We start from the raw sequence: 19240 nt of genomic DNA on the forward strand, positions 1-19240 counted from the left end.
GTATGCCACAATCAAGCAGACCACGCAAAGGCTCGCTGGGCTTCGGCCCGCGCAAGCGCTCGACGAGCGAGACGCCGCGCTTCAACAGCTGGCCGTCCGACGACGGCCAGCCCGGCGTTCAAGGGTTCGCCGGCTACAAGGCGGGCATGACTCACGTCGTGCTCGTCAACGACGAACCCAACTCCCCACGCGAGGGGATGGAAGAGACCGTCCCGGTGACGGTCGTCGAGACGCCGCCGATGCGCGCCGTCGCCCTGCGAGCGTACGAAGATACGCCGTACGGCAAGCGTCCGCTGACGGAGGTCTGGACGGACGAGTTCCACGGGGAACTCGACCGGACACTGAACCTGCCGGAGGACCACGACCCGGACGCTGCAGAGGAACAGGTACGCGACGCACTCGAGGCCGGAACCCTCGGGGACGTGCGTCTCATCACGCACACCGTCCCCGACGCCGTCCCGAGCGTCCCGAAGAAAAAGCCCGACGTGATGGAGACTCGCGTCGGCGGTGGTTCCCTCGAGGACCGCCTCAGTCACGCCCTCGAACTCGTCGCAGACGGCGGCGAGCACTCGATGAACGACGTCTTCCGCGCCGGCGAGTACGCCGACGTGGCTGGCGTCACGAAGGGTAAAGGGACCCAGGGTCCCGTCAAGCGCTGGGGCGTCCAGAAGCGGAAGGGCAAGCACGCCCGGCAGGGTTGGCGGCGCCGAATCGGTAACCTCGGCCCGTGGAACCCCTCCCGCGTGCGCTCGACGGTCCCCCAGCAGGGGCAGACCGGCTACCACCAGCGCACGGAACTGAACAAGCGCCTCATCGACATCGGCGAGGGCGACGACGCGACCGTCGACGGTGGCTTCGTCAACTACGGCGAGGTCGACGGCCCCTACACGCTCGTGAAGGGGTCGGTGCCCGGTCCGGACAAGCGTCTGGTTCGCTTCCGGCCCGCGGTGCGTCCGAACGACCAGCCGCGCCTCGACCCCGAGGTGCGCTACGTCTCCACAGAATCGAACCAGGGATAACCTATGCAGGCAACTATCTACACTCTGGACGGCGAGGCCGACGGCGAGGTCGACCTGCCGGACGTCTTCGAGACGCCCGTGCGACCCGACCTCATCGGAAAGGCCGTTCGCGCCGCCCAGGCAAACCGGAAGCAGGACTACGGGTCCGACGACTACGCCGGCCTCCGTACGCCGGCCGAGTCGTTCGGTAGCGGTCGCGGTCAGGCACACGTCCCGAAACAGGACGGTCGTGCCCGCCGCGTCCCGCAGGCGGTCAAGGGGCGACGCGCCCACCCGCCGAAAGCCGAGACGGACCGGTCGCTCGACCTGAACGACAAGGAACGCCAGCTCGCCGTCCGTTCGGCGCTCGCCGCCACCACGGACGCCGAACTCGTCGCCGAACGCGGTCACGAGTTCGACCGCGACGAGGTGCCCGTCGTCGTCTCCGACGACTTCGAGGACCTCGTCAAGACCCAGGAGGTCGTCTCCCTCCTGGAAGCGCTGGACGTTCACGCCGACATCGAGCGCGCCGACGACACGAAGATCAAGGCCGGACAGGGGAAGGCACGCGGCCGGAAGTACCGCCGCCCGTCTTCTATCCTGTTCGTGACCAGTGACGAGCCGTCGAAGGCCGCCCGCAACCTCGCGGGCGTCGACGTGGCTACGGCCCGGGAGGTCAACGCAGAGGACCTCGCACCCGGCGCACAGCCCGGTCGACTCACCGTCTTCACCGAGTCCGCACTCGAGGAGGTTGGTGACCGATGAGCTGGGACGTCATCAAGTACCCGCACGTCACCGAGAAGGCCATGAACGACATGGACTTCGACAACAAGCTCCAGTTCGTCGTCGACGACGCCGCTGGGAAACCCGAGGTCGCCGAGGCCGTCGAGTCCCAGTACGACGTCACCGTCGTCGACGTGAACACACAGAACACGATGGACGGCGAGAAGAAGGCCGTCGTTCGCCTCTCCGAGGACGACGACGCCCAGGAAGTCGCCTCCAGAATCGGGGTGTTCTAACGATGGGACGACGAATTCAGGGACAACGACGCGGTCGCGGGACGTCCACGTTCCGGGCGCCCTCGCACCGCTACAAGGCCGATCTTCAGCACCGGAAAGTCGAAGACGGCGACCTCGTCGCCGGGACCGTCGTGGACATCGAACACGACCCCGCTCGCTCGGCGCCCGTCGCGGCCGTCGAGTTCGAGGACGGCGACCACCGCCTCGTGCTGGCGCCGGAAGGCGTCGGCGTGGGCGACGAACTGCAGGTCGGCGTCAGCGCCGAGATCGCCCCCGGGAACACGCTCCCACTCGCGGAGATTCCCGAAGGGGTCCCGGTCTGTAACGTCGAGTCCAGCCCCGGCGACGGTGGGCGCTTCGCCCGCTCGTCGGGTGTCAACGCGACGCTGCTGACCCACGACCGCAACGTCGCGGTCGTGAAGCTCCCCTCCGGGGAGATGAAGCGCCTCGACCCGCAGTGTCGTGCCACCATCGGCGTCGTCGCCGGTGGCGGCCGCACTGACAAGCCGATGGTCAAGGCCGGCAACAAGTATCACAAGATGAAAGCCCGCGGGACGAAGTGGCCAAACGTCCGTGGTGTCGCGATGAACGCCGTCGACCACCCGTTCGGTGGTGGCGGCCGACAGCACCCCGGCAAGCCCAAATCGATCTCCCGCAACGCTCCGCCAGGCCGGAAAGTCGGGGACATCGCCTCGAAACGAACCGGCCGGGGTGGTGACGAATGAGTTCGGAATATCAAATCGGCCACGAAGGAGAGTTCTCCTTCCGAGGCCACACGCTCGACGAGCTGCAGGATCTGGAGCTCGAGGAAGTCGCGGAACTGCTCCCCGCACGCCAGCGGCGAAGTATCAAGCGCGGTCTGACCGAGGAAAAGCAGAAACTCCTCGAGAAGGCCCGCGAGGCCGAAGAGGAGGCGACGGCGAACGACCCCATCCGGACGCACCTGCGCGACATGCCGGTGCTTCCGGAGATGGTCGACATCACCTTCGCTGTCCACAACGGCCAGAGCTTCGAGCGCGTGAAGGTCGAGCCCGAGATGCTCGGGCACTACCTCGGTGAGTTCCAGCTCACCCGTACCTCGGTCGAACACGGTCAGGCCGGTATCGGAGCGACACGCTCCTCGAAGTTCGTACCGCTCAAGTAATCATGGGAATCAGCTACTCAGTCGACGCCGATCCGGACACGACCGCGAAAGCGATGCTCCGTGAGCGGCAGATGAGCCACAAGCACAGCAAAGCCATCGCCCGAGAGATCAAGGGCAAGACGGCGGGCGACGCCGTCGAGTTCCTCGAAGCAGTTATCGAGGGCGACCAGCCTGTCGCGTTCAAGCAGCACAACTCGGGCGTCGGCCACAAGAGCAAGGTCGACGGCTGGGACGCCGGTCGCTACCCCGAGAAGGCCTCGGAGGCCTTCATCGACCTGCTGGAGAACGCCATCGGCAACGCCGACCACCAGGGCTTCGACGGTGAAGCCATGGAGATCATGCACGTCGCCGCCCACAAGGTCGGCGAACAGCAGGGTCGCAAGCCCCGCGCGATGGGGCGTGCCTCCGCCTGGAACACACCGCAGGTCGACGTCGAACTCATCCTCGAGGAGGTCAGCGAATAATGGCTGACGAACAGCAGTTCATCGAGGACGGCCTCCAGCGGACCCAGATCGACGAGTTCTTCGCAGAAGAGCTCGGTCGAGCGGGCTACGGCGGCATGGACGTCGCTAAGACCCCGATGGGGACCCAGATCGTCCTGAAAGCCGAGAAGCCAGGGATGGTCATCGGCAAGGGCGGGAAGAACATCCGGAAGATCACGACGGAACTCGAGGACCGATTCGACCTCGACGACCCGCAGATCGACGTGCAGGAAGTCGAGGAACCGGACCTCAACGCCCGCATCGTCGCAGACCGTCTGGGGAACGCCCTCGAACGCGGCTGGTACTTCCGCAAGGCCGGTCACACGACGATCGACCGCATCATGGAAGCCGGCGCGAAGGGCGCCGAGATCGTCCTCTCCGGGAAGGTCACCGGTGCACGCTCGCGCGTCGAGAAGTTCAACCGCGGCTACATCAAGCACAACGGCGAACCCGCCGAGGACATCGTCGACAGCGGCGTCGGCGTCGCAGTGATGAAACTCGGTACCATCGGCGTGCGCGTGAAGATCATCCCGCCGAACGCCGAACTCCCCGACGACTTCGAGATCTACGAGGACGTCGAGGTCGAGGAGTACGTCGCCGAGACCGACGGCGAGTCTGTCGAGGAACTCCTCGAAGGCGAACCCGAAGACGAGAGCGAAGCCGAGACGACCGAAGTCGGCCACGACGAGCCTGAGGACGTCGAGGTCGACGAAGAGGTCGTCGAAGAGGAGATCGTCGAAGAGGACGTCGAAGTCCCGACCGACGACGACGTCGAGGACGTCGACGTCGACGAACTCGAAGACGCAGTCGACGAGGAACTCGACGAGGACGTCGAAGCCGAAGCGGAGGAGCTCATGGACGAGATGGACGACGAGGAGGCTGACGAAGAATGACCGTCCTCCACGTGCAGGAAATCCGTGACATGACGCCCGCCGAGCGAGAGGCGGAACTCGACGACCTGAAGACGGAACTGCTCAACGCCCGGGCCGTGCAGGCCGCGGGTGGCGCCCCGGAGAACCCGGGTCGCATCAAAGAACTGAAGAAGGCCATCGCCCGGATCAAGACGATTCAGGGCGAAGAAGGCGACCTCCAGCCGGAGGACGAATAATGCCACTGACACCCGAGACGCTCCCACGTCACGAACTCGTCGGCCTCGACGTAGAGGTCGTCGCCGCGTCCAACCCGGACGCCGTCGGTATCAGCGGGACGGTCGTCGTGGAGACGACCCAGATGCTGGCCGTCGAAGGAGCCGACCGGGTGTGGCACGTGCCGAAGGACAGCGCGACGTTCGCCTTCGACCTGCCGTCCGGACAGCGAGTCCGGGTGGACGGTTCGAAACTCGTCGCCCGTCCCGCTCGCCGCACAGAGAAATCAGGTGATTCCAAATGGCGCTAGGACTGAACGTACAGGAACCGGAGACGACCTGTACCGACCAGAACTGCCCGTTCCACGGAGAGCTCTCCGTGCGCGGTCAGACACTGGACGGTGAGGTCGCCTCCACCGACATGGAGAAGACCGTCGTCGTCGAGCGCGAGTACGACGTGAAGGTGCCCAAATACGACCGCTTCATGAAGCGGCGGAGCCGCGTTCCGGCTCACGCACCGGACTGTCTCGACCTCGCGGTCGGTGACACGGTCACGATAGCAGAGTGTCGACCGCTCTCGAAAACGAAGAGCCACGTCGTCGTGGCAATCGAGGACGGTGAGCAATAATGGAGGCGCTGAACGCAGACGTCACCCAGGGACTCGAGAAGGGCTCGCTCATCACGTGTGCCGACAACACGGGCGCACGCGAGCTGAAGGTCATCTCGGTCCACGGCTACTCGGGGACGAAGAGCCGACACCCGAAAGCCGGTCTGGGCGACAAGATCACCGTCTCGGTCACCAAGGGGACGCCGGAGATGCGTCGTCAGGTGCTCGAGGCCGTGGTCGTTCGGCAGAAGAAACCCATCCGCCGTCCCGACGGCACCCGCGTCAAGTTCGAAGACAACGCGGCCGTCATCGTGGACGAGAACGAGGACCCGCGCGGGACCGAGCTGAAAGGCCCCATCTCGCGGGAAGTCGCAGAGCGGTTCGGGAGTGTCGCCTCCGCAGCGACGATGATCGTATAGAACCATGAGTGAGCAACCAGACAAACAGCGAACGAGTCAACGACGCGCCCCGCTCCACGAGCGACACAAGCAGGTTCGGGCGACGCTGTCGGCCGACCTCCGCGAGGAGTACGGCCAGCGCAACGTCCGCGTCAACAACGGAGACACCGTCGAGGTGCTCCGCGGTGACTTCGCCGGCGAAGAAGGCGAAGTCGTCAACGTCGACCTCAAAGACGCCGTCATCCACGTCGAGGACGTCACCCTCGAGAAGACGGACGGCGAAGAGGTCCCCCGCCCGCTGAAAGCCTCGAACGTTCGGGTCACGGACCTGAACCTCGAGGACGAAAAGCGGGAGTCGCGTCTCGAATCGGAGGATGATTCCGCATGAGTAACCACCAGAAGCGTCTCTCGGTCCCGAACAGTTGGCCCGTAGAGCGCAAGACGGCAACGTTCACGGTGAAGGCCGGCGCCGGCCCGCACGGTGAGTCGGGGGTCCCCCTGCTCATCGTTCTGCGGGACGTGCTGGGCTACGCCGACAACCGCAAAGAAGCACGCTACGCGCTCAACGAGGACAACGTCCTCATCAACGGCAAGGCCGTCTCCGACGAGGAGCGCCCTGTCGGGATGTTCGACATCCTCGCGTTCACCGAGCGCGAAGAGTACTACCGCGTGTTCCCCGGCGAGGGTGGTCGGCTCGCGCTGACCGCCATCGAAGCGGACGCCGCGGAGTCCAAACTGGGCAAGATCGTCACCAAGACTCACGTCGACGGTGGCCGCGTCCAGTTGGGCCTCCACGACGGCGAGACGCTCATCGTCGAGGACGACCAGACCTACGACGGCGGTGACTCCATCGTCGTCGACAACGAGTCGAGCGAGGTCATCGCCCACTTCGAGTACGAAGAGGGCGCACTCGTCACGGCCGTCGACGGCGCACACGCCGGCGAAATCGGCACCATCGACGAGATTCAGGTCACCCCCGGCTCGGCCCAGAACAACGTCATCGTCTCACAGGACGACGACGCTGGCTTCGAGACGGTCGAAGAGTACGTCGTCGTCATCGACGAGAACTTCACTGGCGATGCCGGAACGGCATCGGAAAACGCGAGCGAGGGTGATGACGAATGAGCTCGGAGAGCGAATCCGCCGACTTCCACGAGATGCGGGAGCCGAGCGTCGAGAAAGTCGTCGTCCACATGGGCATCGGCCACGGTGGCCGTGACCTGGCCAACGCCGAGGACATCCTCGGCGAGATCACCGGCCAGAGCCCCGTCCGGACGAAGGCAAAGCGGACCGTCGGCGAGTTCGACATCCGCGAGGGCGACCCCATCGGTGCGAAGGTCACCCTCCGCGACGAAGTCGCAGAGGAGTTCCTCGAGACGGCGCTGCCGCTTGCCGACCTGTCGGCCACTCAGTTCGACGACACCGGCAACTTCAGCTTCGGCGTCGAGGAACACACGGAGTTCCCGAGCCAGGAGTACGACCCGAGCATCGGAATCTACGGGCTGGACGTCACCGTCAACCTCGTCCGCCCGGGGTACCGCGTCGCCAAGCGCGACAAGGCGTCGCGCTCGATTCCGTCGAACCACCGACTCAACCCGGAAGACGCGACCGCGTTCGTCGAGTCGACATTCGACGTGGAGGTCAGTGAATGAGCGAAAGTGAAACCACAGACGAGCCCGACGCCGCCGAGGCAGAGCGGACCGGCCAGCTCGAGTCCTGTCAGCGCTGCGGTCGCGAACAGGGACTCGTCGGCAAGTACGACATCTGGCTGTGTCGCCAGTGCTTCCGCGAGATCTCGCGGGGAATGGGCTTCAAGAAGTACAGCTAACCATGACAGGAAACGACCCATTCGCCAACGCGCTGTCGGCCATCGATAACGCCGAGAGCGTCGGGCATCTGGAGCAGACGGTATCGCCCGCTTCGAACGAAATCGGCTCCGTCCTCGAGGTCTTCTACGACCGCGGGTACATAGACGGGTTCACCTTCGTCGACGACGGCAAAGCCGGTGAGTTCGAGGTCGAACTGAAAGGTGCCATCAACGAGTGTGGCCCGGTCAAGCCCCGCTACTCTGCGGGTGCCGACGAGTTCGAGAAGTGGGAGAAGCGGTTCCTCCCCGCCCGAGACTACGGGACACTCGTCGTCTCGACCAGCCACGGCATCATGAGCCACTACGACGCCCGCGAGGCGGGCGTCGGTGGTCAGGTCATCGCGTACGTATACTGACAATGCCACGAGTAGAACTGGAAATTCCGGAAGACGTGACCGCCGAACAGGACCATCTCGACATCACCGTCGAGGGGCCCAACGGCAGCGTCACACGTCGGCTCTGGTACCCCGACATCGACGTCTCGGTCGAGGACGACACCGTCGTCATCGAGTCCGAGGAAGACGACGCAAAGACGATGTCGACTATCGGTACCTTCGAGAGCCACATCGAGAACATGTTCCACGGCGTGACCGAGGGCTGGGAGTACGAGATGGAAGTCTTCTACTCTCACTTCCCGATGCAGGTCGGCGTCGAAGGTGACGAAGTCGTCATCGAGAACTTCCTCGGCGAGAAGGCCGCCCGTCGCACCACCGTCCACGGTGAGACCGACGTGCAGGTCGACGGCGAGGAACTGACGCTGTCTGGTCCCGACATCGAAGCCGTCGGCCAGACCGCCGCGGACATCGAACAGCTCACGCGCATCAACGACAAGGACGTGCGCGTGTTTCAGGACGGGGTGTACATCACCCAGAAACCGAACCGAGGTGACGCCTAATGGCAGACAACCCCGACAACAAGAGCAGCGACGCCGACGCCAACGAAGAGGCACTCACGCAGGGCGGCGCCCCCGAGGACGACGTCGAGTCGGAGCAGCCACTCGACGGCGAACCCGCCGAGGACGCCGACCAGCGAGCCGAAGAGGCCGACTCCGAGGCCGAAGAGATGGAGCTGACCGACATCAGCGGCGTCGGCGACGCGAAGGCCGACTCGCTCCGCGAGGCCGGCTTCGAGACGGTCGACGACGTCCGCGCCGCAGACCAGTCCGCACTCGCGGAGGTCAGCGGCGTCGGGAACGCGCTCGCGGCCCGGATCAAGGCCGACGTCGGTGGGCTCGAAGTCGACACCGAGACCGAGGCCGAAGTCGAAGAGGAAGGCGCCGAGGAAGCGGCCGACGAGGACGTGGAGACGGAACTCCAGCCTCGCGGGCTCGCCGATAAGACGCCCGACCTCGACGACGAGGAGGCTCGACTGCTGGCACAGCGACACCGCGTCGGCAAGCCGCAGTTCAACCGGCAGGACCACCACAAGAAAAAGCGCGTCTCGACGTCGTGGCGCCGCCCGCGCGGCCAGCTCTCGAAGCAGCGCCGTGGCATCAAGGGCAAGGGCGACACGGTCGAGGCGGGCTTTCGCTCGCCGACCGCGGTCCGTGGCAAGCACCCCTCCGGCTTCGAGGAAGTCCGCGTCCACAACGTGGACGACCTCGAAGGCGTCGACGGGGACGTCGAAGCGGTCCGCATCGCCTCCAAGGTCGGCGCTCGCAAGCGCGAGCGTATCGAAGAGGAGGCCGAGGACGCGGGCATCCGCGTGCTCAACCCCACCTACGAAGAAGTCGAGGTGAACGAGTAATGACGGACCTCTCCGCACAGAAGCGACTCGCAGCGGACGTCCTCGACGTCGGGAAGAACCGCGTCTGGTTCAACCCCGACCGGCAGGGCGACATCGCGGACGCCATCACCCGCGAGGACGTGCGCGAACTGGTAGATGAGGGCGCCATTCAGGCGAAAGACAAGAAAGGCAACTCCCGCGGCCGCGCCCGGGAACGCCAGAAGAAGCGCGCCTACGGTCACCAGAAGGGAGCCGGTTCCCGGAAGGGCAAGGCCGGGGCGCGACAGGACCCCAAGAAGGATTGGGAGTCGCGCATCCGCGCACAGCGCAAGAAGCTGCGCGAACTGCGCGACGACGGCACACTCTCGAGTTCGCAGTACCGCGACCTGTACGACAAGGCAGGCGGTGGCGAGTTCGACAGTGTCGCCGATCTCGAACGATACATCGACGCAAACCACGGTGACGCATAATGGCGACAGGACCACGATACAACGTGCCGATGCGGCGACGCCGCGAGGCCCGTACCGATTACCATCAGCGGTTGCGCCTGCTGAAATCCGGCAAGCCCCGCCTCGTCGCTCGAAAGAGCAACAAGCACGTCAGGGCGCAGCTGGTGACGCTCGGCCCCGACGGCGACCGCACGCTGGCGTCCGCTCACTCTAGCGACCTGGCCGACTACGGCTGGGAGGCCCCGACGGGCAACATGCCCTCGGCGTACCTCACCGGCCTGCTGGCCGGCCTTCGCGCACAGGAAGCGGGCGTCGAGGAAGCGGTGCTCGACATCGGCCTCAACTCCCCGACCCCCGGAAGCAAAGTATTCGCAATACAGGAAGGCGCTATCGACGCCGGGCTCGACGTCCCCCACAACGACGACGTCCTCGCCGACTGGCAGCGCACGCGCGGTGCCCACATCGCCGAGTACGCCGAGCAGCTGGACGACCCGCTGTACAGCGGGGACTTCGACGCCGAAGACCTCCCGGAACACTTCGACGAAATCCGGGAGACCCTACTGGAAGGTGACATCGAACTATGAGTGCTGACAACGGCTGGGAACCCCGGACACGCCTCGGCAAGCAGGTTGCCGAGGGCGACATCGACTCCATGCAGGAGGCGCTGAACTCGGGGCTTCCCCTGAAAGAATCGGAAGTCGTCGACCAGCTCGTTCCCGATCTGGAAGACGAAGTGCTGGACATCAACATGGTCCAGCGGATGACCGACTCCGGCCGGCGGGTGAAGTTCCGCTGTGTCGTCGCAGTCGGCAACCGCGACGGCCTCGTCGGCTACGCCGAAGGGCGTGACGACCAGGTCGGCGGTGCCATCCAGAAGGCCATCGACGTGGCCAAACTGAACCTCATCGACGTCTCCCGTGGCTGTGGGTCCTGGGAGTGTGGCTGTGGCCGTCCCCACACGGTCGCGCTGCGCACCGAGGGCAAGGCCGGGAGCGTCGAGGTCGAGCTCCAGCCCGCCCCGCGCGGGCTGGGCCTCGCGGGCGGAGAGACCGTCCGCAAGGTGCTCGAACTGGCCGGCATCGAGGACATCTGGACCCGCTCGTCGGGCAACACGCGCACCACGGTCAACTTCGCGAAGGCGACGTTCAACGCCCTCAAGAACACCGCCGAGGCGCGCGTCCCCGAACGCACCTTCGAAAAGCGTGAGGTGATCGAGTGATGCGAGCGCTCGTTCAGATCCGCGGCGACGTGAACATGGATACGGACATCCACGACACGCTGAAGATGCTGAACATCCACCACGTCAACCACTGTACGTTCGTCCCCGATACGGACACGTACAACGGGATGGTCTCGAAGGTCAACGACTTCGTGGCCTTCGGCGAACCCAGCCAGGAGACGGTCGAACTGCTCCTGGAGACGCGCGCAGAGCCCGCCGAGGGCGACGCCGACGTCGACGACGAGTGGGTCGCCGAGCACACCGACTACGACGACATCGAGGGGCTGGCGTGGGCGCTGGTCTCCGAGGAGACGACGCTGCAAAAGCAGGGCCTCTCCCCGACGCTCCGTCTGCACCCGCCGCGTGGCGGCCACGACGGCATCAAGCACCCCACCAAGGAAGGCGGTGAACTCGGGCGACACGATACCGAGGGCATCGATTCGCTTCTGGAGGCGATGCGATAATGACGAGCAAGAAACGACGACAGCGCGGTTCGCGCACGCACGGTGGCGGCTCGCACAAGAACCGACGCGGTGCCGGGCACCGCGGTGGCCGCGGGGCCGCCGGGCGTGCCAAGCACGAGATGCACAACTACGAGCCGCTCGGCAAGAGCGGCTTCAAGCGCCCGCAGAAGGTCCAGGAAGAGGTCGCGACGGTCGACGTCCGCGAACTGGACGAGGACGCGCCGCTGCTGGTCGCCGACGGCCTCGCGGAGGAGGACGGCGACGGCTACCACATCGACGCCCGAGAGGTCGTCGAGGACGCCGACGACGCCGACGTCGTGAAGGTGCTCGGCGCCGGACAGGTCCGGAACGAACTCACCGTCGTCGCCGACGACTTCTCGGACGGTGCCGTCGAGAAGATCGAGGACGCCGGTGGCGAGACGGAACTGACCGAGCTCGGCGAAGAGCGGCAGGAAGCCGCCGAAGAAGCCGCCGAGGACGACGCGGACGACGAGGAATAACGACCAATGAGCTGGAAGGACACCGCCGAACCGCTGCTCGTCCGGATGCCGGCAGTGCAGCGTCCGGAGGGCCACGTCCCGTTCAAGCGCAAGCTGCTGTGGACCGGCGGCGTGTTGATGCTGTACTTCTTCCTGACGAACGTCAAGCTGTTCGGCCTCGACATCGACGCCAGTCAGGACGTCTTCGGCCGATTCGGGTCGATTCTCGCATCGGGACAGGGGAGCATCCTGCAGTTGGGTATCGGGCCTATCGTCACGGCGTCCATCGTGTTGCAGTTACTCGGTGGGGCGAACCTGCTCGGGCTGAACACGCAGGACGACCCGCGCGATCAGATCCTCTATCAGGGCCTCCAGAAGCTGCTGGTCCTGGTGATGATCTGTCTGACGGGCCTCCCGATGGTCTTTGCGGGCGGCTTCTTGCCGGCTGATACGGCCGTCGCGCAGTCGCTGGGTATCGGCACGACCGGTGTCCAGTGGCTCATCTTCGCGCAGATATTCGTCGGCGGTGTCCTCATCCTGTTCATGGACGAGGTCATCTCGAAGTGGGGCGTCGGCTCCGGTATCGGGCTGTTCATCGTCGCCGGCGTGAGCCAGCGACTGCTGGGTGGCCTGCTCTCGACGCCCTTCATCGGTGGCCAGAGCGGTATCCTGCACACCTGGTACCTGTTTGCCGTCGGACAGGAGCCCATCGGACAGGTGCTCGGTGCGTCCGGTCTCCAGACCATCTTCATGGGACAGGGTCGACTGCTGGCGCTCGTCACGACCATCCTCATCTTCTCGGTCGTCGTCTACGCCGAGTCCGTGCGCGTCGAGATTCCGCTCTCGAACGCGCGGGTCAAGGGTGCTCGTGGTCGCTTCCCCGTGAAGCTCATCTACGCGAGCGTCCTGCCGATGATCCTCGTCCGGGCGCTGCAGGCGAACATCCAGTTCCTCGGGCGCATCCTCCAGTCCCAGCTGGGCTCGCTCCCGGCGTGGCTGGGGACCTACGACAGCGGGCAGGCCACTGGTGGCCTGTTCTACTATCTGGCACCCATCCAGTCACCCGGTGACTGGATGTGGTGGCTGGAGACGACGGGCCAGCCGGCCTGGCAGATACTCATTCGTGTCGGTATCGACCTGACCTTCATGCTGGTCGGCGGCGCCATCTTCGCCGTCTTCTGGGTCGAGACGACCGACATGGGGCCGGAAGCGACCGCAAAGCAGATCCACAACTCCGGGATGCAGATTCCCGGCTTCCGACAGAACGTCGGCGTCATCGAGAAGGTGCTCGAACGCTACATCCCGCAGGTCACTGTCATCGGCGGTGCCCTCGTCGGGTTGCTGGCCGTCATGGCCAACATGCTCGGCACTATCGGTGGTGTCTCCGGGACGGGGCTGCTGCTGACGGTCTCCATCACGTACAAACTGTACGAGGAGATCGCAGAGGAGCAGCTCATGGAGATGCACCCGATGATGCGCCAGATGTTCGGCTGACGTCGAACGAACGGCGGCCGGGCGTCGCCCGGCCCGATTCTCTACTCGCATGCTGTCACGGCAGTACTCGGTGAGAGGCGTCGCTACCGTCACGGTTCGCTAACAGCGACGACAGCCAGTCACCAGCGTCGGTGACACGTCGAGATGACAGCGGACAGCGTGCGACAGTGACCGACAGTTCTTCAACGGCGAGGCGTGTACGAACTGAAACCGAGAGAGACGGGTTTTCGGGGACGGGACAATGCAACGCGAACACACACGTGCGGACACGCTCCCAGCGCAGGTGACGCTCCACGTCGGAGCGGAACTGGAGCTGCTAGACCGAGCCCGTCACACACCACGGCCGACCGAACTCGTCGTCGCACCGGTCGAACTGCACCAGCGAAACGTACAGCGACGGCTCCGCGAGGCGAGGGAGCCGAAAGACGCGTTCGAGTTCGACGACGTCGTCGGGGTGAGCCGCAGCGTTCTCCGTGCGAGCGACGCGTCGACGACGGCTATCGACCGTATCGACCGACTCACGCTCGTTCGGGAGATACTCGGCGAGTCGGCGTCCGCGCCGTCCGTCTCGCTGCCCGTGGGGACGGGGTCGCACGACCCACAGCACGTAGAGCAGATTCGGACGGAGGTAGAGACGATAACCAACTACCACCCCGAGCGCATCGCTGCGTGGGAGGACGCGGCCGGGGACCTGTACGCGCCGATCGACGCCGACACAGCGGCACTGCTCGATACGGCGCTCGACGTCGAACGCGCCCTCAGAGCGCAGACGGCGAAGGCCGTCTCCGAGACCGAACTCGTGCGCCGGGCGACGCGGGAGCTTACGGCAACAGACGGGACCGCGTGGACGGGCGCCTACCCCGAGACGGAGCGACTCTCGCTGATGGGGCTGAGCAGTATCTCCGCGACCGTCGCCGACTTCCTCCACGCGCTGGTCGCGGCGACGACGCTGGACGTACACGTCTACTTCCGAGAAGTCACGGGCGAATATCTCGAACAGCGGTTCCCGTCGCTGTTCGACATCGCAGAGCCCGGTGTGGAGGTGTTCGAGTGACGTCGCCGAACCGGCTCGCGCGTCCGCTTGAGCCACCCGACGTCCCCGTCGTGGAGATGGCGTCGACGACGCGGCGTGCGGAAGCGCGGAGTGTGATGGCACTGGTCGCCGCGCTCAGATCGGGGGGCGTCCCGGTCCGTGATATCGCTCTCGTCGTCCGCGACCTAGACGCGTACGAGGAACCGCTGTTCAGAGCGGCGATGCAGTACGGCGTCACGCCCGTGTTCTGGACACAGCTCCGAGTGACGCGAACGCGTCCGTACGCACTCGTCGAGTCGGTTTGCGATGCGCTCGCTGGCGAGCGGGTCGACAGACGGACGCTGCTCCGACCGCTGGAACACCGCTGGGCACCGGCTTCGGCGGCAGGTCACTCGTGGCCCGTGGAACCGGGGGTCGTTCAGCGAGCGATAGCCGGTCTGCCCGACGGCGCTCGGCCAGTCGAGGAGTGGGTCGAGGTAGTGGCGACGACCGACGACGTCGACGCTCGGATCGGGGCGTTCGTCCAGTGGCTCAGCGACGTACCGGAACCGCGCCCGGAGACTGTCGCCTCCGTCCTCGGGGCGGTCGTAGAGGCGTACGCCGACCACGGGCTCCCGGAGACCAAAGCCGCCGACGCGCCGGCACTGCTGGCGACCGAAACGGACGCTCGGGCAGTCGTTCGCGTCCGGACCCTCGTCCAGCAACTCCGGCACAAGTTCGCGGAGAGGGTAGACGACGGGAGCCTCGAGCGGTCGTGGGCCGACGTCGCCGAACTGTCGTCCGTCATCGCGACACAGCGACCGGGGCGCCGCGAACACTCGAACGCCCGTGCCGTGGACGTTCTGGAGGCGAACGACGTGTGGGCACTCGACGTCCCCTACGTCGTCGCCGTCGGCCTGACGGCCACCGAGTGGCCACAGGAGACCGAGTCGACGCTACCGCCGGAGTTTCAGGAGGCGGTGCTGCGAGGCGCCGGGTCGGCATCGACGCTCGCGCCGAGTCCCGCGTGGACCGACGGGCGAGACAGAGACCACTTCGCGGACACGCTCTGTGCGGCAGCGAGCGGCGTGGTCCTGACACGACACACCGAGACCGGCGGCGGTGACACCGTCCACCCATCACCGTTCCTGACGGCCCTCGATACGGACTCCGTTTCGGCTGGCGCGATGGAGCGGCTGCGGAGCGCCGAGCGAGCGCTCCCGGCGCCGATTCGGGCGATGCTGTCCGAGGCGGGGGGCGAGACGGATGACTGAGAAGCGAACGGGCGAAACGGACAGCCCGATCCGCCTGCAGAACGCACAGGCGGATATCCGGGACGCATACTTCGACCACGAGAGCGGGCTCTTCACGCTCTCCTGCGTGCCCGGGGCCGGCAAGTCGACGGTCGCGTATCGCATCGCGCCGGACGACATCCTCCGGCGATACGTCGCTGGCGACCCCACGCCCGAACAGCACATCGCCGTCGTCTCGTTCAACCGCGACGAGGCGGCAGACATCGTCCCGGAGGTCTGTAAACAGCTTCGAACCATCGTCGAACACGACCTCACGCCGGTCGCGTCCGAGGTGTCTGGGGCCGAGGTGGAGTCGCTGGTCCAGCGCGTCCAGCGCGCCCCGTTCGTCGGGACTATCGACAGTCTCCTCCGGGGAGTGCTACAGGAGTTCGTCTACGCCGTCGGCTTCGATGGGATGCCGTCCGTGGGCAACGAGGCACTGCTGAAGCGGGTGCACGCGGACTGCTACGAGCGCCTCGCGACCGACCCGTCACACGCGGCCCGCCTCGAAGCGCTCGATGCGGCCTACGAGTCGGGTGAATACGTAGACGGTATCGCGGATATGCTGGAACGCGCCGTGACGTACTGCCGCGACCGCCGGCTCTCGACGGCGGCGTTCGAGCGGGAACTCGAACGGACCCGGGCGTCCGTCTACGACGGTCGACCCGAGTCCTTCGAGGACATCGTCGCGGCCGTAGAGCGGGTCGTCGGAGCGGTCGACGTCGGCGAAAGCGTGAGAGCGGCCGTCGACGGAACGGACCGGGACAGACTCGTCGCCGCTGACCAGCACCTCTACGACGAGTGGGGTGTGCGTATCGAGGACTTCACCGCGCTCTTCTCGGCCTACCGGGCGGCGTATCGAGAACTGACCCGCGAGTACGGCGTGGTGTCGCACACGGACGTGGCCTATCTCGTCGCGTCGTACTTCGACGAGACCATCGCCGACGCCGATTGCGTGGGTCGCGTCGACGACGCCCACAGACAGCGCGTGCGCAAGCGCTATCGCGGTCGGTTGCGGAGCGTGATCATCGACGAGGCACAGGACGTCTCGGCGATTCAGCACGCGGCACTGTCACATCTCGTCGGCCCGGAGATGCGCGTCTTCGCCTGTGGCGACGTGCGCCAGTCTATCTACCGGTGGCGACACGCCGACCCGACGCTGTTCCAGTCGGCGGCGAGAGACGGCGAGTACCTCGGCGTCGACTGGCCCACCCATCGCAACGAGACCGCGACGACGACGTACCGGTGTGTCCCGGACGTCGCCGCCGCCGTCGACGCCGTCGCGGCCCCGATGTTCGGTGACGAGTCACGCGGCGACGTCGGCGACCTCGAAACGGCGTTCCCGTCGCTCGACCCGGCGCGGGACGGAACGGACGAGACAGCGGTCCACGTCGCGTCGTTCTCGAGCAACCACCGTCCGGGCTCCGCCGAGTGGGTCCACCCCGAGGACGGGGGTGGCGAGGCGGACGTGCTGGCGACCCACCTCGCGAAGGGGCTCGCCGACGGCACGTTCACCGACGACGGCGGCGACCCGCTGGACATCACCGTCCTGTTCCGCCGGGGGACGCGAATGGGCGACTACGAGGCCGCGTTCGAGGCGGCCGGACTGCGGGTCCGCAACGCCAGCGAGCCCCTGTTCGACCATCCCGCGGTCGAGGCCGTCCTCGACGTGTGCGACTGGCTCGCAGGGCCCGGATCACCGGAGCGGACCCGAGAACTCGTGACCGGTTCCGGCCTCGGACTGGCCTCGCTCGCCGACGTCTTCGAGACGCACGGCTGGGACGTCGATGCGGTGCTCGACGCCGCCGACGAACTCGAAGCGTCACAGGAGCGGACGCTCACCGGGTTGCAGCAACTCCGTGACCGTCGTGACGCCGCCGAGATGCGGCCGGCGTCGACCTACCTCGAAGACGTCGCCGAACGGCTCGCGCTCCGCTCCGATTCGAACGAGTGTCTCCCCGACACCGACACGCGGCAGCGTATCGCGGCTCTCGACGCGCTCGTCGAGACGGTCGCGGAGTGGGAGACAGACGAGTACTACGGCCCGCAGGAACTCACCGACCTCGTGGCGCCGTTCCGAGAGACGCCGAGCGACGGGCCCGCACAGCCGAGCGCGTCCGGGTCGACGTACGACGTGGCGTTTCGAACGATACACCGGGCGAAGGGCGACGAAGCCGACGTCGTCGCCGTCGCCGACCCCGGGTTCGACATCTGGTCGCAGGGGCCGGTTCATCGGCGGTTCGTCACACAGGGACCGGTCGCTGGACTCGCGCCCCCGACGAACACCGAGGTGCCGACCGATATCGACGTTCCGCCGTTCGTCGGCGGCCTGTACACACCCGACAGCGGCCGGACGCGGGACGTCGGGCTCCGGTGGGCGACGGCCCGGTGGCGCAATACGGTGACGGGGGCGGCAGACAGCGGCGGACTCGTTGGCCCCGACCGGTTGCAGCGAGTGGTCGAGAACGAACTGGCCGAGGCGTGGCGCCTGCTGTACGTCGCGCTGACTCGGCCACGGGACCACCTCGTCGTCCCGCTCCCGCGGTCGCTGCCCGGCGATTGCCCTCGCGACCGGTGGATAGAGACGCTCCGGGACGGACTCGGCTTCGACGGTGGCATCGACTCGTACACGCTCTCGACGCCGAGTGGGGAGGTGGCGGTCGGCGTCAACGACGTGGACGCGCTCGCGACCCGGGAGCGTGACTCGGGGTCGCCGCCGGATCCAGACGTCGCCGTGACGCCGCCCCGCCGTTCGTGCCTCGACCCGTGGGTCCCACGGTTCTGCAACCCCAGCACGATGTACCCGCTCACGGCGGACCCCGACGCGCACGTCCTCGCCCACCTACTCGGGGACCCGCTCCACACCGCGGCGAACGAGGTACCCGACGACCTGCCCCTTCACTTCGACGCACTGGGGCCAGAGTCGGTCGGGACGTGCCTACACGAAGTCGTGACGCGGCTCGTCACCCGCGGTGTTCCGGAAGCCGACCTCCGGGCGATGGACGCCGGCGTCCGTCGAGTGTTCGACGAGGTCGTTCACGACACCGCGTCGGGAATCGGCGAGGACGAACTGGCCGCACTGTGGACGTTCTTTGGCGACGTGGTCGAGGACCTCCTCGCGTCGAGCCTCTGGGAGAGACTCCAGCGTGCCGAGAGCGTTCGCGTAGAGCACCCCGTCGACGGGCTCGTTAGCGTCGCCGACGTCGAGGTCGAGGTCCACGGCAAACCGGACTTCGTGGTCGACCTGCCCTCGGGCGAGCGGTACGTGACCGACGTGAAGATCGCGCTCGCGGAGCCGACAGCGGAGACGCGACGGCGATACGACCTGCAGGTGTCGGCGTACGCGTACCTCTTCGAACGGGAAAACGGGTCGAGTGGCGCTGTCCGGCCGACCATCGAAACGTTCGGTGTCACACGCGAGACGGTCACACCGTCGTGGCCGCCGGAGGTCGTCGAACGACGAGTGCAGTCGCTGCTGGAGTGACGGGGTTCCACGGGACGGGCGCG

27 protein-coding genes are annotated in these 19240 nt (G+C 66.5%); all 27 read left to right on the forward strand.

Going from position 1 to position 19240, the window contains the following annotated elements:
• The first annotated feature begins 2 nt into the window (after positions 1 to 2).
• A complete protein-coding gene (gene rpl3p, locus IEY28_RS13460; RefSeq protein ID WP_188998575.1) occupies positions 3 to 1019 on the forward strand; it encodes a 50S ribosomal protein L3 in 1017 nt (338 codons plus the stop codon).
• Positions 1020 to 1022: 3 nt separating this feature from the next.
• Positions 1023 to 1763: a 50S ribosomal protein L4 gene (rpl4p, locus tag IEY28_RS13465; protein WP_188998578.1), complete on the forward strand. Its 741-nt coding sequence runs from the start codon at positions 1023 to 1025 to the stop codon at positions 1761 to 1763.
• A complete protein-coding gene (locus tag IEY28_RS13470; RefSeq protein WP_166971534.1) occupies positions 1760 to 2017 on the forward strand; it encodes a 50S ribosomal protein L23 in 258 nt (85 codons plus the stop codon). The genes rpl4p and IEY28_RS13470 overlap by 4 nt, the downstream gene beginning before the upstream one ends.
• 2 nt (positions 2018 to 2019) lie before the next feature.
• Positions 2020 to 2742, forward strand: coding sequence for a 50S ribosomal protein L2 (locus IEY28_RS13475; RefSeq protein ID WP_188998581.1), 723 nt, complete (start codon positions 2020 to 2022; stop codon positions 2740 to 2742).
• A complete protein-coding gene (locus IEY28_RS13480; protein ID WP_188998587.1) occupies positions 2739 to 3161 on the forward strand; it encodes a 30S ribosomal protein S19 in 423 nt (140 codons plus the stop codon). The genes IEY28_RS13475 and IEY28_RS13480 overlap by 4 nt, the downstream gene beginning before the upstream one ends.
• Positions 3162 to 3163: 2 nt before the next feature.
• On the forward strand, positions 3164 to 3625 hold the full coding sequence (locus tag IEY28_RS13485; RefSeq protein ID WP_188998591.1) for a 50S ribosomal protein L22: 462 nt from the start codon (positions 3164 to 3166) through the stop codon (positions 3623 to 3625).
• The gene (locus IEY28_RS13490) at positions 3625 to 4536 is read left to right on the forward strand and encodes a 30S ribosomal protein S3 (RefSeq protein WP_188998596.1); all 912 of its coding nucleotides are present in this window, start codon (positions 3625 to 3627) and stop codon (positions 4534 to 4536) included. The genes IEY28_RS13485 and IEY28_RS13490 overlap by 1 nt, the downstream gene beginning before the upstream one ends.
• Entirely contained in the window at positions 4533 to 4751 is a 219-nt protein-coding gene (gene rpmC / locus IEY28_RS13495) for a 50S ribosomal protein L29 (RefSeq protein ID WP_166971544.1), read from the forward strand. Before IEY28_RS13490 ends, rpmC begins: the two co-directional genes overlap by 4 nt.
• Positions 4751 to 5038, forward strand: coding sequence for a ribonuclease P protein component 1 (locus tag IEY28_RS13500; RefSeq protein WP_166971546.1), 288 nt, complete (start codon positions 4751 to 4753; stop codon positions 5036 to 5038). Before rpmC ends, IEY28_RS13500 begins: the two co-directional genes overlap by 1 nt.
• Positions 5029 to 5355, forward strand: a complete 327-nt coding sequence (locus IEY28_RS13505; RefSeq protein WP_166971548.1) for a 30S ribosomal protein S17 — start codon at positions 5029 to 5031, stop codon at positions 5353 to 5355. The genes IEY28_RS13500 and IEY28_RS13505 overlap by 10 nt, the downstream gene beginning before the upstream one ends.
• On the forward strand, positions 5355 to 5753 hold the full coding sequence (locus tag IEY28_RS13510) for a 50S ribosomal protein L14 (protein WP_188998599.1): 399 nt from the start codon (positions 5355 to 5357) through the stop codon (positions 5751 to 5753). Before IEY28_RS13505 ends, IEY28_RS13510 begins: the two co-directional genes overlap by 1 nt.
• A 4-nt stretch (positions 5754 to 5757) precedes the next feature.
• Positions 5758 to 6120 carry a 50S ribosomal protein L24 gene (gene rplX / locus IEY28_RS13515; RefSeq protein WP_166971551.1) on the forward strand — a complete coding sequence of 121 codons (363 nt, stop codon included), beginning with the start codon at positions 5758 to 5760 and terminating at the stop codon, positions 6118 to 6120.
• Positions 6117 to 6857, forward strand: coding sequence for a 30S ribosomal protein S4e (locus IEY28_RS13520; protein WP_188998604.1), 741 nt, complete (start codon positions 6117 to 6119; stop codon positions 6855 to 6857). The genes rplX and IEY28_RS13520 overlap by 4 nt, the downstream gene beginning before the upstream one ends.
• Positions 6854 to 7384 carry a 50S ribosomal protein L5 gene (locus tag IEY28_RS13525; protein ID WP_188998607.1) on the forward strand — a complete coding sequence of 177 codons (531 nt, stop codon included), beginning with the start codon at positions 6854 to 6856 and terminating at the stop codon, positions 7382 to 7384. The genes IEY28_RS13520 and IEY28_RS13525 overlap by 4 nt, the downstream gene beginning before the upstream one ends.
• Positions 7381 to 7560, forward strand: coding sequence for a 30S ribosomal protein S14 (locus IEY28_RS13530; RefSeq protein WP_166971557.1), 180 nt, complete (start codon positions 7381 to 7383; stop codon positions 7558 to 7560). Before IEY28_RS13525 ends, IEY28_RS13530 begins: the two co-directional genes overlap by 4 nt.
• 2 nt (positions 7561 to 7562) lie before the next feature.
• Positions 7563 to 7955 carry a 30S ribosomal protein S8 gene (locus tag IEY28_RS13535; protein WP_166971560.1) on the forward strand — a complete coding sequence of 131 codons (393 nt, stop codon included), beginning with the start codon at positions 7563 to 7565 and terminating at the stop codon, positions 7953 to 7955.
• Positions 7956 to 7957: 2 nt separating this feature from the next.
• Complete coding sequence (locus IEY28_RS13540; protein WP_188998611.1) at positions 7958 to 8494, forward strand: 50S ribosomal protein L6; 537 nt, start codon at positions 7958 to 7960, stop codon at positions 8492 to 8494.
• Positions 8494 to 9345 carry a 50S ribosomal protein L32e gene (locus IEY28_RS13545; protein WP_188998615.1) on the forward strand — a complete coding sequence of 284 codons (852 nt, stop codon included), beginning with the start codon at positions 8494 to 8496 and terminating at the stop codon, positions 9343 to 9345. Before IEY28_RS13540 ends, IEY28_RS13545 begins: the two co-directional genes overlap by 1 nt.
• The gene (locus IEY28_RS13550; protein ID WP_166971566.1) at positions 9345 to 9794 is read left to right on the forward strand and encodes a 50S ribosomal protein L19e; all 450 of its coding nucleotides are present in this window, start codon (positions 9345 to 9347) and stop codon (positions 9792 to 9794) included. The genes IEY28_RS13545 and IEY28_RS13550 overlap by 1 nt, the downstream gene beginning before the upstream one ends.
• Entirely contained in the window at positions 9794 to 10357 is a 564-nt protein-coding gene (locus IEY28_RS13555) for a 50S ribosomal protein L18 (protein WP_188998617.1), read from the forward strand. Before IEY28_RS13550 ends, IEY28_RS13555 begins: the two co-directional genes overlap by 1 nt.
• Entirely contained in the window at positions 10354 to 10992 is a 639-nt protein-coding gene (locus tag IEY28_RS13560; RefSeq protein WP_166971568.1) for a 30S ribosomal protein S5, read from the forward strand. Before IEY28_RS13555 ends, IEY28_RS13560 begins: the two co-directional genes overlap by 4 nt.
• Complete coding sequence (gene rpmD, locus IEY28_RS13565; protein ID WP_188998620.1) at positions 10992 to 11456, forward strand: 50S ribosomal protein L30; 465 nt, start codon at positions 10992 to 10994, stop codon at positions 11454 to 11456. The genes IEY28_RS13560 and rpmD overlap by 1 nt, the downstream gene beginning before the upstream one ends.
• Entirely contained in the window at positions 11456 to 11956 is a 501-nt protein-coding gene (locus tag IEY28_RS13570; protein ID WP_188998623.1) for an uL15m family ribosomal protein, read from the forward strand. The genes rpmD and IEY28_RS13570 overlap by 1 nt, the downstream gene beginning before the upstream one ends.
• Before the next feature lie 6 nt (positions 11957 to 11962).
• A complete protein-coding gene (gene secY / locus IEY28_RS13575) occupies positions 11963 to 13429 on the forward strand; it encodes a preprotein translocase subunit SecY (RefSeq protein ID WP_188998626.1) in 1467 nt (488 codons plus the stop codon).
• A 241-nt stretch (positions 13430 to 13670) separates the two neighbouring features.
• A complete protein-coding gene (locus IEY28_RS13580) occupies positions 13671 to 14483 on the forward strand; it encodes a hypothetical protein (RefSeq protein ID WP_188998629.1) in 813 nt (270 codons plus the stop codon).
• Positions 14480 to 15715 carry a PD-(D/E)XK nuclease family protein gene (locus tag IEY28_RS13585; protein WP_188998632.1) on the forward strand — a complete coding sequence of 412 codons (1236 nt, stop codon included), beginning with the start codon at positions 14480 to 14482 and terminating at the stop codon, positions 15713 to 15715. The genes IEY28_RS13580 and IEY28_RS13585 overlap by 4 nt, the downstream gene beginning before the upstream one ends.
• A complete protein-coding gene (locus IEY28_RS13590; protein ID WP_188998636.1) occupies positions 15708 to 19217 on the forward strand; it encodes a UvrD-helicase domain-containing protein in 3510 nt (1169 codons plus the stop codon). Before IEY28_RS13585 ends, IEY28_RS13590 begins: the two co-directional genes overlap by 8 nt.
• Positions 19218 to 19240 lie beyond the last annotated feature (23 nt).

The organism is Haloarcula pellucida (assembly GCF_014647235.1).
Classification (GTDB): Archaea; Halobacteriota; Halobacteria; order Halobacteriales; family Haloarculaceae; genus Haloarcula; species Haloarcula pellucida.

Bases quoted from the DNA above. Each gene is read 5' to 3' on its own strand.
- IEY28_RS13470 (WP_166971534.1), top strand. From the start codon at position 1,760: ATGAGCTGGGACGTCATCAAGTACCCGCACGTCACCGAGAAGGCCATG.
- IEY28_RS13560 (WP_166971568.1), top strand. From the start codon at position 10,354: ATGAGTGCTGACAACGGCTGGGAACCCCGGACACGCCTCGGCAAGCAG.
- IEY28_RS13540 (WP_188998611.1), top strand. From the start codon at position 7,958: ATGCCACGAGTAGAACTGGAAATTCCGGAAGACGTGACCGCCGAACAG.
- rpl4p (WP_188998578.1), top strand. From the start codon at position 1,023: ATGCAGGCAACTATCTACACTCTGGACGGCGAGGCCGACGGCGAGGTC.
- IEY28_RS13505 (WP_166971548.1), top strand. From the start codon at position 5,029: ATGGCGCTAGGACTGAACGTACAGGAACCGGAGACGACCTGTACCGAC.
- IEY28_RS13480 (WP_188998587.1), top strand. From the start codon at position 2,739: ATGAGTTCGGAATATCAAATCGGCCACGAAGGAGAGTTCTCCTTCCGA.
- rplX (WP_166971551.1), top strand. From the start codon at position 5,758: ATGAGTGAGCAACCAGACAAACAGCGAACGAGTCAACGACGCGCCCCG.
- IEY28_RS13500 (WP_166971546.1), top strand. From the start codon at position 4,751: ATGCCACTGACACCCGAGACGCTCCCACGTCACGAACTCGTCGGCCTC.
- IEY28_RS13510 (WP_188998599.1), top strand. From the start codon at position 5,355: ATGGAGGCGCTGAACGCAGACGTCACCCAGGGACTCGAGAAGGGCTCG.
- IEY28_RS13555 (WP_188998617.1), top strand. From the start codon at position 9,794: ATGGCGACAGGACCACGATACAACGTGCCGATGCGGCGACGCCGCGAG.
- IEY28_RS13570 (WP_188998623.1), top strand. From the start codon at position 11,456: ATGACGAGCAAGAAACGACGACAGCGCGGTTCGCGCACGCACGGTGGC.
- IEY28_RS13475 (WP_188998581.1), top strand. From the start codon at position 2,020: ATGGGACGACGAATTCAGGGACAACGACGCGGTCGCGGGACGTCCACG.
- IEY28_RS13485 (WP_188998591.1), top strand. From the start codon at position 3,164: ATGGGAATCAGCTACTCAGTCGACGCCGATCCGGACACGACCGCGAAA.
- IEY28_RS13520 (WP_188998604.1), top strand. From the start codon at position 6,117: ATGAGTAACCACCAGAAGCGTCTCTCGGTCCCGAACAGTTGGCCCGTA.
- rpmD (WP_188998620.1), top strand. From the start codon at position 10,992: ATGCGAGCGCTCGTTCAGATCCGCGGCGACGTGAACATGGATACGGAC.
- secY (WP_188998626.1), top strand. From the start codon at position 11,963: ATGAGCTGGAAGGACACCGCCGAACCGCTGCTCGTCCGGATGCCGGCA.
- IEY28_RS13580 (WP_188998629.1), top strand. From the start codon at position 13,671: ATGCAACGCGAACACACACGTGCGGACACGCTCCCAGCGCAGGTGACG.
- IEY28_RS13590 (WP_188998636.1), top strand. From the start codon at position 15,708: ATGACTGAGAAGCGAACGGGCGAAACGGACAGCCCGATCCGCCTGCAG.
- IEY28_RS13490 (WP_188998596.1), top strand. From the start codon at position 3,625: ATGGCTGACGAACAGCAGTTCATCGAGGACGGCCTCCAGCGGACCCAG.
- rpl3p (WP_188998575.1), top strand. From the start codon at position 3: ATGCCACAATCAAGCAGACCACGCAAAGGCTCGCTGGGCTTCGGCCCG.
- IEY28_RS13530 (WP_166971557.1), top strand. From the start codon at position 7,381: ATGAGCGAAAGTGAAACCACAGACGAGCCCGACGCCGCCGAGGCAGAG.
- rpmC (WP_166971544.1), top strand. From the start codon at position 4,533: ATGACCGTCCTCCACGTGCAGGAAATCCGTGACATGACGCCCGCCGAG.
- IEY28_RS13535 (WP_166971560.1), top strand. From the start codon at position 7,563: ATGACAGGAAACGACCCATTCGCCAACGCGCTGTCGGCCATCGATAAC.
- IEY28_RS13525 (WP_188998607.1), top strand. From the start codon at position 6,854: ATGAGCTCGGAGAGCGAATCCGCCGACTTCCACGAGATGCGGGAGCCG.
- IEY28_RS13545 (WP_188998615.1), top strand. From the start codon at position 8,494: ATGGCAGACAACCCCGACAACAAGAGCAGCGACGCCGACGCCAACGAA.
- IEY28_RS13550 (WP_166971566.1), top strand. From the start codon at position 9,345: ATGACGGACCTCTCCGCACAGAAGCGACTCGCAGCGGACGTCCTCGAC.